15 protein-coding genes are annotated in these 17642 nt (G+C 43.8%); 10 read left to right on the top strand and 5 right to left on the bottom strand.

What is annotated here, in order from left to right; genetic code table 11:
• The first annotated feature begins 10 nt into the window (after positions 1-10).
• From rpsR to dnaB, 6 genes are all read left to right on the top strand, one after another.
• The gene (gene rpsR / locus PGW42_RS07800) at positions 11-274 is read left to right on the top strand and encodes a 30S ribosomal protein S18 (RefSeq protein ID WP_008368909.1); all 264 of its coding nucleotides are present in this window, start codon (positions 11-13) and stop codon (positions 272-274) included.
• 148 nt (positions 275-422) lie between these two features.
• Complete coding sequence (locus PGW42_RS07795; RefSeq protein ID WP_055247934.1) at positions 423-1346, top strand: sugar phosphate nucleotidyltransferase; 924 nt, start codon at positions 423-425, stop codon at positions 1344-1346.
• Positions 1347-1488: 142 nt separating this feature from the next.
• Positions 1489-2505 (top strand): UDP-glucose 4-epimerase GalE, encoded by a 1017-nt coding sequence (gene galE, locus PGW42_RS07790; protein ID WP_022221100.1) that lies wholly within the window; start codon positions 1489-1491, stop codon positions 2503-2505.
• A 114-nt stretch (positions 2506-2619) separates the two neighbouring features.
• Positions 2620-4668, top strand: a complete 2049-nt coding sequence (locus PGW42_RS07785) for a DHH family phosphoesterase (RefSeq protein ID WP_118219462.1) — start codon at positions 2620-2622, stop codon at positions 4666-4668.
• Position 4669: 1 nt separating this feature from the next.
• Entirely contained in the window at positions 4670-5116 is a 447-nt protein-coding gene (rplI, locus tag PGW42_RS07780) for a 50S ribosomal protein L9 (RefSeq protein ID WP_008368899.1), read from the top strand.
• A 13-nt stretch (positions 5117-5129) separates the two neighbouring features.
• Positions 5130-6485, top strand: coding sequence for a replicative DNA helicase (gene dnaB, locus PGW42_RS07775; protein ID WP_270202943.1), 1356 nt, complete (start codon positions 5130-5132; stop codon positions 6483-6485).
• Between the two features lie 60 nt (positions 6486-6545).
• Here dnaB and PGW42_RS07770 read toward each other — a convergent pair whose 3' ends face one another.
• Both PGW42_RS07770 and PGW42_RS07765 read right to left on the bottom strand, forming a co-directional pair.
• Positions 6546-7157, bottom strand: a complete 612-nt coding sequence (locus tag PGW42_RS07770; RefSeq protein ID WP_117557964.1) for a helix-turn-helix domain-containing protein — start codon at positions 7155-7157, stop codon at positions 6546-6548.
• A gap of 234 nt (positions 7158-7391) precedes the next feature.
• Complete coding sequence (locus PGW42_RS07765) at positions 7392-7562, bottom strand: DUF362 domain-containing protein (protein ID WP_008368888.1); 171 nt, start codon at positions 7560-7562, stop codon at positions 7392-7394.
• Positions 7563-7908: 346 nt separating this feature from the next.
• Between PGW42_RS07765 and PGW42_RS07760 the strand changes: the two genes are divergently transcribed.
• Positions 7909-9129, top strand: coding sequence for a substrate-binding domain-containing protein (locus PGW42_RS07760; RefSeq protein ID WP_270202944.1), 1221 nt, complete (start codon positions 7909-7911; stop codon positions 9127-9129).
• Positions 9130-9235: 106 nt separating this feature from the next.
• Here PGW42_RS07760 and PGW42_RS07755 read toward each other — a convergent pair whose 3' ends face one another.
• The 3 genes from PGW42_RS07755 to PGW42_RS07745 are packed head-to-tail and all read right to left on the bottom strand — an operon-like array spanning position 9236 to position 13742.
• Positions 9236-10648, bottom strand: a complete 1413-nt coding sequence (locus PGW42_RS07755; RefSeq protein WP_270202945.1) for a sensor histidine kinase — start codon at positions 10646-10648, stop codon at positions 9236-9238.
• A complete protein-coding gene (locus PGW42_RS07750; protein ID WP_117557958.1) occupies positions 10648-11349 on the bottom strand; it encodes a response regulator transcription factor in 702 nt (233 codons plus the stop codon). Before PGW42_RS07750 ends, PGW42_RS07755 begins: the two co-directional genes overlap by 1 nt.
• A 17-nt stretch (positions 11350-11366) precedes the next feature.
• Positions 11367-13742 (bottom strand): endonuclease MutS2, encoded by a 2376-nt coding sequence (locus tag PGW42_RS07745; protein ID WP_173690064.1) that lies wholly within the window; start codon positions 13740-13742, stop codon positions 11367-11369.
• Positions 13743-13900: 158 nt separating this feature from the next.
• On the opposite strand from PGW42_RS07745, the gene PGW42_RS07740 reads away from it, so the two are divergent.
• The 3 genes from PGW42_RS07740 to rlmD are packed head-to-tail and all read left to right on the top strand — an operon-like array spanning position 13901 to position 17617.
• Positions 13901-15184, top strand: a complete 1284-nt coding sequence (locus PGW42_RS07740) for a S1C family serine protease (RefSeq protein ID WP_270202946.1) — start codon at positions 13901-13903, stop codon at positions 15182-15184.
• 56 nt (positions 15185-15240) lie between these two features.
• A complete protein-coding gene (locus PGW42_RS07735) occupies positions 15241-16182 on the top strand; it encodes a 3'-5' exoribonuclease YhaM family protein (protein ID WP_008368874.1) in 942 nt (313 codons plus the stop codon).
• 31 nt (positions 16183-16213) lie between these two features.
• Positions 16214-17617: a 23S rRNA (uracil(1939)-C(5))-methyltransferase RlmD gene (rlmD, locus tag PGW42_RS07730; RefSeq protein ID WP_330677014.1), complete on the top strand. Its 1404-nt coding sequence runs from the start codon at positions 16214-16216 to the stop codon at positions 17615-17617.
• The last annotated feature ends 25 nt before the right edge of the window (positions 17618-17642 follow it).

The raw sequence follows: 17642 nt of genomic DNA, 5'->3' as shown, positions 1-17642 counted from the left end.
GATGTGTACAATGGCATTCGAAAAAGGAAACAGACCGGATTCTCCAATGAAGAGAAGAGGCGGACGCAGAAGAAAAAAAGTTTGTGTATTCTGTGGTAAAGAAAACAACGAAATCGATTACAAAGATACAGCAAAATTAAAGAAATATGTTTCTGAGAGAGGAAAAATCCTTCCGAGAAGAATCACAGGAAACTGTGCAAAACATCAGAGAGCTCTTACAGTAGCAATCAAGAGAGCAAGACATATCGCTTTAATGCCATACGTTCAGGATTAATCGAATATGATCAGAACAGGATTTCCATTTTGGAAGTCCTGTTTTTTTACTGTTTTTCTGTCTGGCAGACGATTGAAAAAGGAGTCATTTGGGGTTAGAATAAGAAAGAGAAAGTTTTGAAATCTAAAAAAGAATTGGAGAATCAATTATGAAAAAACCAGTTTTAGTAATTATGGCAGCAGGAATGGGAAGCCGTTATGGCGGACTTAAACAGATCGATCCAGTTGATAAAGAGGGACACATCATTATGGATTTTTCCCTGTTTGATGCAAAAAGAGCCGGATTTGAGAAGGTTATTTTTATTATAAAGAAAGAAAATGAAGACAGTTTCAGAGAAGCAGTAGGAAACCGTATGGCAAAATATATGGAGGTTTCTTATGTATTTCAGGATATCAACAATATTCCGGAAGGTTTTGAAGTTCCGGAAGGCAGAGTGAAACCGTGGGGAACCGGACATGCAGTCCTCAGCTGCATTGATGAGATCGACGGGCCATTTGCTGTTATCAATGCAGATGATTATTATGGAAAACATGCGTTTGAAGCAATTTATAATTATCTGTCTGAGCATGAGGATGATGATAAGTATCGTTATGCGATGGTCGGATATCTTCTGAAGAATACAGTAACAGACAATGGTCATGTGGCAAGAGGAATCTGTACGACCAATGAAGAGGGGGAACTGGTAAATATTACCGAAAGAACCCGCATTGAGAAGCGTGACGGTAAGATTGCATTTACTGAAAATGATGGAGAAACCTGGGAAAATTTACCAGAGGATACACTGGTTTCCATGAATATGTGGGGATTTACGAGAAGCATACTGGACGAGCTGAAAGCAGAATTTCCACAGTTCCTGAAGAAAGGACTTACTGAAAATCCGATGAAGTGTGAATATTTCCTGCCGGCAGTCGTAAGCAATCTTCTGGAGGCAGACCGCGCAACAGCAGCGGTTCTTCCGTCGGCAGATAAATGGTACGGCGTAACTTATAAAGAAGACAAACCGGTTGTCGTAGAAGCGATCCGCAATCTGAAAAAAGAAGGTCTTTATCCGGAAAATCTCTGGGAAGAGTAGAAATGTGTTGAAATTTAGTAAATAGTTCATTTGATTTACTAAAAAATACAAATAATTTAGTAAAAACACTTCCATATAGGCAGAATGTGTGCTATAGTGTGTAAAGAAAAGTAAATGATTCTAATTTCAGGAGGAAAAAATCATGGCAATTTTAGTAACAGGCGGAGCCGGATTTATCGGCAGTCACACATGTGTAGAGATGCTGAATGCAGGATATGAAGTTATTGTAGTAGATAATCTTTGCAATGCTTCTGAAGAAGCAATCAGACGTGTAGAGAAGATCACCGGTAAGAACGTTACATTTTATAAAGCAGATATCAGAGATAAAGAAGCACTGGATCAGATTTTTGACAAAGAAAGTGTAGAATGTGTCATTCATTTCGCAGGACTTAAAGCAGTCGGAGAATCTGTTGCAAAGCCACTTGAATATTATCAGAACAATATTGCAGGTACACTTACACTCTGTGATGTTATGCGTAACCATAATGTGAAGAACATCATCTTCAGTTCTTCAGCAACGGTATATGGTGATCCGGCATTTATCCCGATTACAGAAGAATGCCCGAAGGGAACCTGCACGAATCCTTATGGATGGACAAAATGGATGCTTGAGCAGATCCTGACAGACCTGCATAAGGCTGATCCGGAGTGGAATGTTGTTCTTCTTCGTTACTTCAACCCGATCGGCGCACATGAGAGCGGACTGATGGGAGAAGATCCGAAGGGTATCCCGAACAACCTGCTTCCATATATTGCACAGGTTGCGATCGGTAAGCTGGAATGCCTGGGTGTATTTGGTGATGATTATGATACACCGGACGGAACAGGTGTGAGAGACTACATTCATGTAGTTGACCTTGCAATTGGACACGTAAAGGCGCTGAAGAAGATCCAGGAAAAATCAGGCGTAAGCATTTACAATCTTGGAACCGGAGTAGGATATTCAGTACTGGATGTATTGCATGCATTTGAAAAAGCATGTGGAAAAGAGATCCCTTACCAGATCAAGCCAAGAAGAGCCGGAGATATCGCAACATGCTACTGTAATGCAGAAAAAGCAAAGAACGAGCTCGGATGGGTTGCAGAACGCGGAATCGACAAGATGTGTGAGGATTCATGGAGATGGCAGACAATGAATCCGAATGGATACGAAGCTTAAAAAAAGAAAGAAAAATGTGTCAGGGTGAACGTTGCCCTGGCACATTTTTTAGTTCCCTAATATCCGGAAAGGTGATATAATACAAATATCTATAGGTTTTAAGAGGGCTGAAAGATGAAAAAGGATATAAAGTTAAAGGGACAACTGAAATTGTATATGCAATGGCCGGGAATTATGATTCTTTTCCTTATCCTGATGAATATCTGGATCTTCAGGATGGATCGAAAGGCCGGGCTGCTTATGAGTGCGTTTGTGCTGGTTTATGCAGTCGTCATTGGCATTATGTATTTTTACAACAAGTCTCTGATTCTGGCAGACATGGTAGAGTTTGCAGCGCAGTACGGAATTGTCCAGAATACACTTCTGAAGGAACTTTCGATTCCGTATGCGATTTTACTGGATGATGGAAAAATCATCTGGACGAACACACAGTTCCGGGAAGTCCTTGGGACGACTATCCGGAAGGATACCTATCTGAGTAAATATATTCCGGAGCTAAACCGGGGCGTATTTCCAAAGGAAGACAATGAATCGGTAAGCCTGGAATTCAATTATCTTGACAGAGATTATCAGGCTGAGATCCAGTGCGTATCGGTCGAAGGTTTCAGTGAGACAGAGCAGCTTCTGGAGATACCGGAGGAAAAGGAATATTTTATTGCGATACATCTTCAGGATGTGACAGAGCTGAACCGGTATATCCGTGCGAATGAAGAGCAGCGGCTGGTGGCCGGACTGGTTTATATTGATAACTATGAAGAGGTCATGGAAAGTGTCGAGGAAGTAAGGCAGTCTCTTCTGGTGGCATTGATCGACCGTAAGATCAACCAGTATATTGCGGATTTTTCTGGTATTGTGAAGAAGCTTGAGAAAGACAAATATTTTGTTGTAATTAAAAAAGAAAGCTTCAATCGAATGGAAAAAGACCGTTTTTCTTTACTTGATGAAGTAAAAGGAGTCAGTATCGGCAATCAGATTCCGGTTACACTAAGTATTGGGCTTGGACTCAGTACAGATACCTATGCTGCAGGATATAATTATGCCCGTATAGCGATCGATCTTGCACTTGCAAGAGGCGGAGATCAGGTAGTTGTGAAGAATAACAAGGGAATCAGCTATTATGGCGGAAAGCGTGAGCAGACTTCTAAGAATACCCGGGTAAAAGCAAGAGTAAAAGCAGAAGCACTCCGGGAGTTTATCACCGGAAAAGAGCGTGTGATCGTAATGGGACATAAGATGGCAGATGTGGATTCATTTGGTGCGGCAATCGGTATTTACCGGGCAGCAAGTGCAATGGAAAAGAAGGTCAATATTGTCCTGAATGATATTTCTGTGACACTCAGACCGCTTTATGAAGCATTTACTGATGATCCGAAGTATCCGGATGATCTGTTTGTGACTTCCCATGAGGCGGAGGAACTGGCAGATGACAATACAATGGTAGTTGTTGTTGACACCAATAAGCCAAAGATGACAGAATGTGAACGCCTGCTTCGTCTGACGAAGACGATTGCAGTTCTGGATCACCACAGACAGAGCGATGAAGTGATTGAGAATGCGGTTCTGTCGTATATTGAGCCATATGCTTCCTCGGCGTGTGAGATGGTAGCAGAGGTTCTTCAGTATATCGGCGATGATCTGCGTTTGAATTCCATGGAAGCGAACAGTATGTATGCAGGTATTCTGGTTGATACCAACAATTTCATGTCCAGAACAGGAGTCCGGACCTTTGAAGCAGCTGCGTACCTGAGAAGATGTGGCGCAGATGTTACTTATGTAAGAAAACTCCTCCGTGATGATATGGCATCTTACCGGGCAAAAGCTGCAGTAATCAGCAGTGCTGAGGTATATCGGGATGTATTTGCGATCGCGCGAGGCGAACATCTGGGAATTGAAAGTCCCACTATTATCGGAGCACAGGCGTCAAATGAGCTTCTCAATATTGAGGAGATCAAGGCTTCTTTTGTACTGACTGAATATAATGGTAAGATTTACATCAGTGCACGTTCCATTGATGAGATCAATGTACAGATCATTATGGAGCGGCTCGGCGGAGGCGGTCATATCAACACTGCCGGTGCCCAGTTTCCATATTCCGATATGGAAAGAGCGATTGAAACTCTGAAAAAGACAATCGATATTATGATAGAAGAAGGAGATATTTAAGATGAAAGTTATTTTATTGGAAGATGTAAAATCCCTTGGGAAAAAAGGCGAGGTTGTAAATGTAAGTGACGGATATGCAAGAAACTTCATTTTCAAAAAAAACCTTGGACTGGAAGCAAATGGAAAGAATTTAAATGACTTAAAGCTTCAGAAACAGAATGAAGAAAAGGTTGCACAGGAGCATCTGGAAGCAGCGCAGGAACTTGCAAAAAAATTAGAGGCAGCAAAAGTAGAACTCAAGATCAAGACCGGGGAAGGTGGAAGAACATTCGGTTCTGTGTCTTCAAAGGAAATTGCAATTGCAGTAAAAGAACAGCTTGGATATGATCTTGATAAGAAAAAGATCCAGATCAAAGAAGCGATCCGTACACCTGGAATGCATCTTGTACCGGTCAAACTTCACCAGAAAGTGACTGCTGAATTAAAAGTGCACGTTGGGGAAGCTTAGGAGGATCTGAGACATGGATGAAGCACTCATTAAGAGAGTACCGCCACACAGCATAGAGGCAGAGCAGTCTGTTGTCGGAGCGATGCTGATGGACCGGGATGCGATTACAGTAGCTGCCGAGATCATTTGTGGAGACGACTTTTATCAAAAGGCATATGGTGTAATTTTCGATTCAGTGGTAGAACTTTTTAATGAGGGAAAACCCGTTGACCTGATTACACTGCAGAACCGTCTGCGTGAAAAAGCTGTTCCGGAAGAGATCAGTAGTCTTGAATTTGTCCGGGATCTGGTAACAGCAGTTCCAACCTCGGCAAATGTAAAGTATTATGCTGAGATCGTCTCTGAAAAAGCAACGTTGAGGCATCTGATCAAGATGAATGAAGCGATTGCGGATGAATGTTATCAGGGACAGGAGCCGCTGGAGGCGATCCTTGAAAGGACAGAGAAGCAGGTTTTTGAGCTGGTGCAGAACCGCGGAGGAAACGGTGAATACGTGCCGATCAAGCAGGTAGTGTTAAATGCCCTTGAGAAAATTGAGAAAGCATCTAAGAGTAAGGGAACTGTTACAGGAATTCCGACTGGATTTATTGACCTGGATTACAAGACATCCGGTCTGCAGCCCTCCGATCTGATCCTGGTCGCAGCCCGTCCTTCTATGGGTAAGACGGCGTTTGTACTGAACATTGCACAGCATGTGGCGTTTAAACAGAACCGTACAGTTGCCATATTCAGTCTGGAAATGTCAAAGGAACAGCTGGTAAACCGTCTGTTCTCGCTGGAATCCTATGTAGATGCACAGCTTTTAAGAACCGGTAATCTGAAGGATTCTGACTGGGAAAAGCTGATCGAAGGTGCCGGAACAATTGGAAGATCGAACCTGATCATTGATGATACACCGGGTATTTCGATTTCGGAAATGCGTTCCAAATGCAGAAAATATAAAATGGAACATAATCTTGATCTGATCATCATCGACTACCTGCAGTTGATGAGCGGAAGTGTTGGTGGACGTAATGAGTCCCGTCAACAGGAAATTTCCGATATTTCCCGTTCCTTAAAAGCGCTTGCCCGAGAATTAAGCGTGCCGGTCATTGCGCTGTCACAGCTGAGCCGTGCGGTTGAGCAGAGACCAGATCACAGACCGATGCTTTCTGATCTGCGTGAGTCCGGAGCAATCGAGCAGGATGCCGACGTGGTTATGTTCATTTATCGAGATGATTATTATAATAAGGATACGGAGCATGTCAATGAGGCAGAGATCATTATTGCCAAACAGAGAAACGGTCCGATTGGAACCGTAACGCTTACATGGCTTCCGCAGTACACGAAATTTGCCAATTCAGAACGAAAAGTTGTGGATGGGGAATGAGAAATTATGAAATGAAAAAGACAGGGAACAGAATCAAAACTGTTCGCTGTCTTTTGACTTTTATGTGGTTTCGCCAAATAATTTCCGCAGGTAATGTCCGGCGCCAGATTTTGAAGCTTCTTTCCGGAGCGCCTGCTGCTGACGAAGTAAATGATCAAGCTTCCGGTAACGGTCTTCTTCCAGGCGTTCTTTTGCCTGTAAAAGAAAATCCATTTCCTTTGTTACTTTTTCAGATACGGATTTGCCGAGAGACCCCTCCAGGATCTGGTTGTTTTCCAAAAGAATTTTTCGGAGAGACTCTTCGAGCAGAGGCTGATAAACAGAAAGAGAAAGGTTGTCTGCTGTATAAACAGAAAGAGCCGGATCCTGGGGGTCAGCAACTTCGTTTATCGAAGCGGCAGCCTTTGGTGCATCCGATTTTCTGGCCTTCAGAAGTGCTTTTGTGCGAAGCATGTCCGGAAGGAGCTGTTTGATCTCCTTCAGGAGTAGTCCCTGTTCTTTGAGTTCTTTGATACAGCTAAAAAGCTGTATATCTTCTTCCGTATAGTGCCGATGTCCCATCTCAGTGCGTCCGATCGGAAGATCAAGCTCTTCCTCCCAGTAGCGAAGAACATGTGATTCTACGCCAACGTGTTTGGCAGCTTCTGAGATCATGTAATGAACGTCGCCCATACGATAACCCCCTTATTAAAATAAGTATGTGATATAGATTGAGTACAAGTCTATTGTAGCATAAGAAGAAGAGATGGAAAGAAAAATCGTTCGACAAATGTTGCAGAGGGAAGAATGTCAGATAGGATGATGCTTACTGGATCTGTATTTGGTTCAGACGTATACATAAAAAGAGACGATCTTCAGATGAAAACCGTCTCTTTCTTACTGTCTTATTCAATCTACGTGTTCTGATTACTCAGCGCTGATTGCTCCTGTAGGACATGCTGATTCGCAAGCGCCACAGTCAACACATGCAGAAGCATCGATCTGCATATGATCTGCACCCATAGAGATTGCTCCTACTGGACATTCGCTTTCGCAAGCTCCGCAGCTTACACATTCGTCTGAAATTACGTGTGCCATGATATGTATCCTCCTTATTATTATGAAAAAGTTAAAATCGATATGCCTTTCGCATAACTTTATTCTAATACAGAACTTGAAAATATACAAGAGGAATTTATGCTTAAAAATAGATACAATCGAGTTAGAAATGTCAAACTAATAGCGCGAAATGGGCATTTCTTTGGTTAGAAATATAAAACCAAAAGGTTAGTAATATAAAACTTACAAATGAAAACAAAAAGAATTTATGAAATCTTAAGAAATTTTTCTACCTTTCCCGGGCGATTTGGTGTATAGTGGGTACTGTATCATTTTATAACCAATAATGAAACTGATTTTAAGATAGAGAAAGTGGAGTGGATTTATGAAAAAACGGTGGAGTATACTTTCGGCTGTACTTTGTGTGGCACTTTTGACTGGTGGATGTGGAACTGGAAGCAAGAATGATGCAGGTACAGGAAAAGAGCAGACATTCAGTCATGAGACAAGGGAAGAGAATGAGCATCAGAGTAACCTGGATGTTTTACAGCCATCTGCATATGGCAATGTGCAGGGACTGAATCTGGAGAAAGGAAGCTCGATTTCTATTATAGGAAGAGGAAGTTCTTCCGCATACTGGAAAGCTGTTCAGGAAGGTGCAAAGCAGGCGGTAGCGGATATTAATACAAACCTGGGATATAAAGGGAATGATAAAGTAAAGCTTGTTTATTCTGCGCCGGAGACAGAGAATGATGTAGATGATCAGGTAAATATTCTGGATGAGGAGCTTGCACGGTATCCGGTTGCGGTCGGGATCGCAGCAGTTGATTCAGGGGCATGTGAGGTTCAGTTTGATCTTGCTGCAGAGAATGGGATCCCGATCGTAGCATTTGATTCTGGGACCGATTATCAGAATATTGTATCCATGATTGATACAGATAATACAACTGCCGCTGCAACAGCAGCAAGTAAGCTGTGCAACAGTATCGGTGAGAGTGGTCAGATCCTTGTAATCGCACATGACTCCAAGTCTACTTCTTCTGAAGAAAGAGAGCAGGGATTTGTACAGGAAGTGGAAAAGAATGATCCGAATGTAACGGTTGCAGAGATCTGGCATCTGGATGATCTGGATGCGATCTCGAAAGAGATCAATGCAGATTCATCTGAAAAGAATTCCCAGGAGACTGCAGATAATGTGCAAAAAGCAGAGGAAGAGAACGCAGATAGCCGGGATACCCAGACGGCACAGCAGGATGCAATCAAGTATCTTCTTGAAAAGTATCCGGATGTAAAAGGAATTTTTGCAACCAATGAAACAGTAGCAGACCTTGTGGTGAATGTTCTGGACTCTATGGACAAAATAACGGGGGAAGACCGAATCAAGGTAGTGAGCTTTGACGGCGGGGAGGATCAGATGAAGCTTCTGGAAGATGGAAAGATTGATGGACTGATCGTTCAGAACCCATACGGAATCGGCTATGCAACGGTTGTTGCCTGCGCAAGAGCAGTGCTTGGTCAGGGAAATGAAGCAATGGTAAGTACCGGATATACCTGGGTTACAAAAGATAATATGAATAAAGATTCGATTAAGAAGATGCTTTATTAGTAAGAAGAAATGTCTGAAATCTGTGGGAAATGGGTTTCAGACATTTTTATATAAAAACGGTTGTGAGTGACATATTATTTATGCCGGCTACAACCGTTTCTTTTTGCTATTTTTTCGTCAGTGGAAGGGAGAAGATAAATTCTGTTCCAACTCCCTCGGTACTGATCACATTGATATTTTCATTGTGTGCCTGAATAATTTCTTTTACGATCGAAAGCCCAAGTCCGGTTCCTTTTTTGTCTTTTCCGCGGGAGAGATCGCTTTTGTAAAAACGTTCCCATATTTTGTTGATACTTGATTTCGGAATGCCAATTCCATAATCTTTGACGGAAGTATATACTTTGTCACCGCGCGGTGTGGTTTCAATCGTGATCGTAGACTCCGGATTGCTGAATTTGATCGCGTTGTCCAGCAGATTGTATAGAACCTGTTGGATTTTGTGCCGGTCAGCATGTACATACAGGGTACGAGTTGCCAGAAGAAGTTCGATAGAAATTTTTTTGGCAGTGCAGGTACCTTCGAAAGAAGCTGCTGTGTTACGGATCACTTCGTGAATATCAAAATCTGTTTTATCAAGAAGAAGATCCTTCGTATCAAATTCATTCAATGTCAGCAGATCGCGTGTAAGGTCAGTAAGACGTTCTGTTTCAAATAAGATGATATTTAAGTATTTGCCCTGCATTTCAGGTGGGATCGTGCCATCCGCCATGGCTTCAACATAGCCTTTGATGGAAGTCAGAGGAGAACGGAAATCATGGGATACATTTGCCACAAATTTCTTCTGGTAATCCTCCATATCTTTCAGTTGGGAAGACATGTAGTTGAGAGATGCGGAAAGATATCCTATCTCATCCTGCGTATTAACCGGGATGACAACATCCAGATTGCCGGAAGCATACTGCTTTGCTGCATTCGTAATCTTGACGAGCGGGCGGTAGATCAGAAAATGTACACCCAGCAAAATAATGAATGAGAGCACATAAATGATCAGAATCACGATATACGTGTTACGCATCAGAACAGAATGTGCGTCTGTGATCTGCGAGTAAGGCTTATGTACAAGCAGATATCCGTGGGTTGAAAAATTCTCTGTGACCGGAGCAATCACGGTGATCATTTCTGAGTTGAAGTACCCGTGATAATCACCGGTCAGATAAGTGGAGCCGCCGGATTCGGCAGGATCAAAATTTTCAATCTGGGAAGGGGCATACGATACATCGCCGGATTTGGCAGATGCAAGTAAAGATCCCTCATTATCAACAAACCAGATATCTGAATTCAGATAATCGCTCATACCATTGAGCTGTGTATAAACATCTGCCAGAGTAATGGTTTCGGAAAAATAGTCTGGTAGATAATTGGATGCAAGCAGATTCGCCGACTGATACATATTGCCGGAAATGCTGCTTTCCAGATAGTGGGTTGTCAATGTGGATGACAGGGATGCCACTGTAAAAATACTTAAAAATCCGAGAATAATATATAAGAGGATAAATTTAAGGTAAAGAGTACTTTTCATTACTTCACCTCAAATTTGTAACCGATTCCCCAGACGGTACTAAGTCCCCAGGAAGGATGATCCTTGATCTTCTCGCGCAGACGCTTAATATGAACATCAACGGTACGGGTGTCGCCGACATACTCATAGCCCCAGATCTGGTCAAGGAGCTGCTCGCGTGTGAATACCTGGTTTGGTGAGGAGGCGAGGAAATACAAAAGCTCCAGTTCTTTTGGCGGCATATCTACATTCTTACCATCAACGGTTACTGCGTAATTGGTAAGATTGATCTCGATTCCCGGATAGTCAACAACCTTTCCGCGGCTGGCGGCAGGAGCTTCTGGTTTGGCAGGCTGATAGCGTCTGAGTACCGCTTTTACTCTTGCGACAAGCTCCTTGGAATCGAATGGTTTTAAGACGTAATCATCAGCACCAAGCTCCAGACCGAGCACCTTGTCAAATACTTCTCCTTTTGCGGAAAGCATAATGATTGGGGTATTGTGCTTACTGCGGATCTCGCGACAGACCTGATAGCCATCGATGCCCGGAAGCATCAGGTCGAGCAGCATCAGGTTTGGCTGATAGGATTCAAATGCGGTAAGAGCTTCTTCCCCGTCGTGTACGATCATCGTATCGAAGCATTCCTTTGTAAGGTAGAGAGAAATCAATTCTGCAATATTCTCGTCGTCATCTACAATTAAGATTTTCTGTTTAGTCACCATGATAGTTCCCCCAATGATTATTTGAATTCTACGATAGTTACACCGGCATCGCCCTCCCCGAAAGCTCCCAGCCGGAAGGATTTGATATGTTTCTGGCGGCGCAGATACTGATGGATCCCGTTCCTGAGTGCGCCGGTTCCTTTCCCGTGTACAATTCGTACCGGACTTAAGTGTGCGATATAGGCATCATCCAGATATTTGTCAAGTTCGGCAACTGCTTCATCGACTGTCTTGCCAAGAAGATTGATCTCCGGACTGACATGCATGGATTTGCCCATCTTCATCTTGCCACTGCTGGTTCTGCGCATTTGTTTTGCAGTAACCGTAAGCGGTTCTTCGATCAGTTCGAGATCGGAAATATTGACCTGTGACCGGAGAATACCCATCTGGACAAACAGGTTGCCTTTGGCATCCGGTAGTGAATTTACCGTTCCGGTCAGATTCATGCTCAGTACTTTTACAGAATCGCCCAGATGGAAATCGCTTGCCTTGTAAGCTTTGGAAGGTTTTTTCTTTTCCAGACGGTTTTTATTTTCAGTTTTGGAAAGCTGCTTGCGGATCCGTTCTCTTTCTTTTTCCATCTCGGAAGCGGAAATACTGGCTTTGCCGAATTTGCGGAAGTTCTTCATTGTCTCATCAGCAAAATCTTTGGCTTCCTGAACAATGTCGGTTGCTCTGGCATTTGCCTCACGAATGATCCGGTCGCGCTGTGTATCCAGCTTTTCCTGTTGGTTCTTGAGTTCGGACTTGAGACGCTCCATCTCGCGGCGGTAAGAAGCAACCTCTTCCCGCTCTTTTTCGATGGTCTTGCGGCTCTGTTCCAGATCAGTAAGGAGATCTTCAAAAGATTCATCCTCCTCGGTCAGATGCGTTTTGGCATCCTGGATGATATAATCCGGAAGGCCGAGTTTTTCGGAAATCGCGAAAGCATTACTTTTTCCAGGAATACCGATCAGAAGATGGTAAGTAGGGCTTAATGTCTCCACGTCAAATTCACAGCAGGCATTTTCTACTCCCGGAGTAGAAAGAGCAAATACCTTCAGTTCGCTGTAGTGTGTCGTTGCCATAGTGCGGATTCCACGGTTATGCAGATGTGACAGAATGGCGATAGCGAGTGCAGCACCCTCAGTCGGATCGGTTCCCGCACCAAGTTCATCGAAAAGGACTAATGAATTCTCATCCACATGATTTAGGAAAGAAACCACATTTGTCATGTGAGAAGAGAAGGTACTTAAAGACTGTTCAATACTCTGTTCGTCACCAATATCAGCATAAACCTGGTTAAATACAGCAAGTTCTGAACGGTCAAGTGCAGGAATGTGCAGACCTGCCTGGCCCATCAAGGTAAAAAGTCCCACAGTCTTGAGGGAAACGGTCTTACCACCTGTATTCGGACCGGTTATGACGAGAAGATCAAAGGTATCTCCAAGTGTCAGACTGATCGGAACAACTTTTTTACGATCCAGAAGAGGGTGTCTTCCCTCACGGATCCGGATCCGGCCTTCGGTGTTAAAGACTGGGCGGCTGGCGTTCATATCCAGTGCCAGTGCACCTTTTGCAAAAATAAAATCCAGTTCTACAAGTGCTTTGTAGTTCAGACGGATTTCTTCAATATATTCAGCTGCATCCACACTGAGGCGGGCAAGGATCACCTGGATTTCTTCCTGCTCCTGGGCATATAATTCTTTCAGATCATTGTTCAGTTTGACAACGGCCATCGGCTCAATGAAAAGTGTGGAGCCGGTTGCTGACTGGTCATGGATCAGACCATTTACCTGGCTGCGGTACTCGGCTTTTACCGGGAGACAGTAACGGTCGCCACGCATGGTAATAATGGCATCCTGGAGATAGGTGCGCATGGAACCGTTCAAAAGTCCGGTCATGGTAGAATGGATCTTGTCATTCATGCCGTTAATACTGCGGCGGATCTGCTTTAATTTGCTGCTGGCATCATCGCTGATCTCATCTTCACCAAGAATGCAGCGGTCAATTTCGGCAGAAAGTGGTGTAAGCGGCGCAAGCTGTTCAAAATATACATCCAGACAATCTGCCTGATCGTCTGCATTTTCATGACGACCGTAGGATTTGATCCGGGCGGTTGTCTGAAGAAGCTTGCCGATCCGGAGGAGTTCCGGTGCGCTTAAGGCACTTCCGATCTCCAGGCGCTTAAGAGAGTCGGAGACAGCATAGCAGCCGCTGAAAGAAGGAATTCCCTTCTTTACAATGCGGGTAAATGCTGCGGCAGTCTGTTCCTGTGCAGTGATGATTTTGTTAAGGTCGGTCATCGGCTTGATCCGTCGGCAGAATGAAGCTCCGCCAGGGGAAGAAGCGTGATCGGTCAGCATCTCTATAATTTTTGGAAATTCCAATTTTGTTAAAGATTTTTGATTCATAATACATTTATACCTCATATTTTTTCTGGTTCTATTCTAACTTATTTACCGTCTAAATGAAAGTGGAAAGGTGAAATTTCGTTGAACATTTGCGGGGAATCATGTATACTAAAACCAGGTGTGGCTGAAAGCACTCCGGAGGCCTAAGGAGAAGCACAATGTCTGATAATCGGGAGAATAAGCATAACGAAGAACCGCACGACAGTGAGGAAGAAAAATATTCGTTTTTGCAGGAAACAGTAAAAGATGAACAGCGAAGTAAAAAAGGAATCATGGGAAATCTGTGCAGGCTTGCAGGAAGAGGACTGATTTTTGGACTTGCAGCAGGTCTTGCGTTTTATGCCCTTCGCCCATGGGCGATGACACATTTGGGCGGAGAGAAGGTAACGATTCCGCTGGATCAGGAGGAAACTCCGGTTGAGAATGAGACGGATACCAAGGATCAGGAAGCACAGGAAGAAGAGATTCAGTATCCGGATCTAACTGTCGAAGATTATCAGGAGATGAACCATGCATTATACCAGGTGGCATTGTCAGCAGGAAAAAGTGTGGTTGAGATTTATGCCGTGCACCGGGATGAAGGCTGGGAGAATGCAGGGGAGCAGGCTGTATCGGGAGTTATTTTCTGGGATAATGGAGCAGATCTTTTGATTGCGGCACCGGCAAGAATTGTAAAAGATGCAGAAGCACTGAAAGCCACATTTTCAGATAATACTACATATAACGCAACTTTGAAAAAGCAGGATCGGAATCTTGGACTTGCGATCATTGCGATTAAGAGATCAGATCTGTCGGATAGTACGAGGAACCAGATCCAGACGGCGATGCTTGGTAATTCTAATGCAGTGAACCGTGGGGACGGCGTGATCGTTCTTGGTGAGCAGTTTGGATATGCAGGTGGTGTCGGATATGGGATCATCAGTTCCACCAGAAATTACCGGACAGTGGCGGACGGGCAGTACCGGCTGCTTGATACAGATATTGCAGGAAGTGAAAAAGGGAGCGGAATTCTGTTTAACACGGCGGGTGAAGTGATTGGAATCTGTGACCAGTCAGAATTGCAGAGAGACGGAAATCTTGTAAGTGCCTATGCGATTTCGGATATCAAGGAAGAGATCGAACTTCTGGCAAATGGACAGGGAGTTCCGTATATTGGCGTTCACGGAGTTGTAGTGACGGAGAAGCTTGCCGGCGAACAGGGAATCCCGAAAGGCATTTATGTCAGGGAAGTAGAGGCTGATTCGCCTGCGATGCAGGCGGGGATCCAGAATGGTGATGTGATCACAGAGATTAACAAGACAGATATCACCGGTATAGCAGGACTTCATAAACAGATCGCAGAAGCCGGAACCGGTACACAGATCAGGATCAAAGGGCAGAGGCGTGGCGCAGATGGTTATGTCGATGTAACATTTGATGTGACAGTTGGAAGTAAAGAATAGATTTGCAGATAAAAAGCAACCATAAATTTAAAATATAGAGCAGGAAGAGGAATGACATGAGATATATTGAGACATTACACGAAGGCGAGACAATCAGAAATACGTATCTTTGCAAAGGGAAAAGAAGTGCGGAGACAAGGAACGGAAAACCATATGACAACCTGATCCTTCAGGACAAGACAGGAACTTTAGATGGAAAGATCTGGGATCCGAATTCAAATGGAATTGCAGATTACAGCGAAAAAGATTTTATTGAAGTTTACGGGGAGATCATCAGCTATAACGGCAATCTTCAGATGAACATCAAGCAGCTCCGTGTAGCAGACGAGGGAGAATACGATCCGGCGGATTATATGCCGACCAGCGAGAAAAGTGTGGATGGAATGTATGAAGAACTGATGCGTTATGGAAAGCAGGTGAAGAACCCGTATCTGCAGCAGGTGATCCGGTATTATTTTGTAAATGATGAACAGTTTATCAAGAGCTTCAAGGCACATTCTGCAGCAAAGAGTGTACATCACGGATTTGCCGGAGGACTTCTGGAGCACACATTAAGCGTAGTGAAATTCTGCGAATATATGGCAGGGGCATATCCGATCCTGAATAAGGATCTTCTGTATACAGCGGCAATGTGTCATGATATCGGAAAGACACAGGAACTTTCCCTGTTCCCGGATAATGATTATACCGATGATGGGCAGCTACTCGGTCATATTGTGATCGGTGTGGAAATGCTGGATGATGCAATTCGTGAGATCCCGGATTTCCCAAAGAAGCTTGCCAGCGAATTAAAGCACTGTATCGTAGCGCATCACGGAGAACTCGAATACGGTTCGCCGAAGAAACCGGCGCTTGCTGAAGCAATGGCACTTAATTGTGCAGATAATGCTGATGCAAAGATGCAGACACTGACAGAGATTTTTAAGGCAAAAGATACAAAGGACTGGTTAGGTTATAACCGTCTGTTTGAATCTAACTTAAGAAAGACCAGTATCTAAGAGAAGTTCTGAAAGAAAGATGAGTATAAAAATGAAGAAAAATGACGTAGTGACGGTAGAAGTTACAGATATCGGAATCGGTGGTGAAGGAATCGGAAAGGTTGATGGATATACTCTGTTTATCAAGGATGCAGTCATTGGAGATACCGTTGAAGTAAAAGTAATGAAAGCAAAAAAGAACTACGGATATGCGAGATTAATGCGGATTGTAAAAGAATCCGCATTTCGTGTATCTGCACGCTGTCCGGAGGCAAGACGCTGTGGCGGATGCCAGATTCAGGAGATGGATTACCGGAAACAGCTGGAGTTTAAAAATACAAAAGTAAGAAATAACCTGATCCGTCTTGGCAGTGTGGAAGAAGAATTGATGGATCAGATCATGGAGCCGATCGCAGGAATGGAGGAACCGTTCCGTTACCGGAATAAAGCACAGTTCCCGATTGGGGTGGATAAAGAAGGGAATCTGATTGCCGGATTCTATGCCGGAAGAACCCATCAGATCATCCCGGTTCCGAACAGGGACTGCGTACTTGGAGTACCGGAGAATAAAGTGATCCTGGATCAGATTCTGGACTACATGCGGGAAGAGAAGATTTCTGCATATGATGAGGAACGGCACAAAGGGCTGGTGCGCCATGTCCTGGTCCGGTATGGATTTACAACAAAAGAGATCATGGTTTGTCTGATCATTAATGGGGATAAGCTTCCTAGCAGTGAAAAATTGTTGAAAAAGCTGACAAAGATTCCGGGAATGACAAGTATTACTTATAATATCAATAAAGAAAAGACGAATGTGATCATGGGATCAAAGGTTTGTCCGCTCTGGGGACAGACGTATATCACCGATTATATCGGTAATGTCAAATACCAGATTTCACCGCTGTCTTTCTATCAGGTGAATCCGGTACAGACGGAGGTACTTTACGGAACCGCACTGGAATACGCCGGGCTTACTGGAAAAGAGACGGTTTGGGATGTGTATTGTGGTATCGGAACGATTTCCCTTTTCCTTGCGCAGAAAGCACAGAAAGTTTACGGCGTGGAAATCGTGCCGCAGGCAATTGAAGATGCAAAGCATAATGCTAAGATCAATGAGATTACAAACGCGGAGTTTTTTGTAGGAAAGGCAGAAGAAGTGCTGCCGGAGTATTATGCGGATTATGCAAAAGAGCATCCGGGAGAGCATGCGAGAGCGGATGTGATCGTAGTCGATCCACCGAGAAAAGGATGTGAGAGAAGCGTACTGGATACGATGGTTCAGATGGAGCCGGAGAGGATCGTATATGTGAGCTGCGATTCAGCGACTTTGGCTCGGGATGTGAAGTATCTGCGGGAGAATGGGTATGAGATCAGGAAGGTGAAGGCGACTGATATGTTTCCGATGAGTGTGCATGTTGAGACGGTTGTTCTTTTGTCCCAACTGAAACAAAAATAATTTACCTAAAAATGAAGATAGCAGG

This window comes from Coprococcus sp. TM115-187 (genome assembly GCF_027679115.1).
Lineage (GTDB): Bacteria > Bacillota > Clostridia > Lachnospirales > Lachnospiraceae > Allocoprococcus > Allocoprococcus comes.
This window is presented reverse-complemented; position numbering and strand designations above follow the sequence as displayed.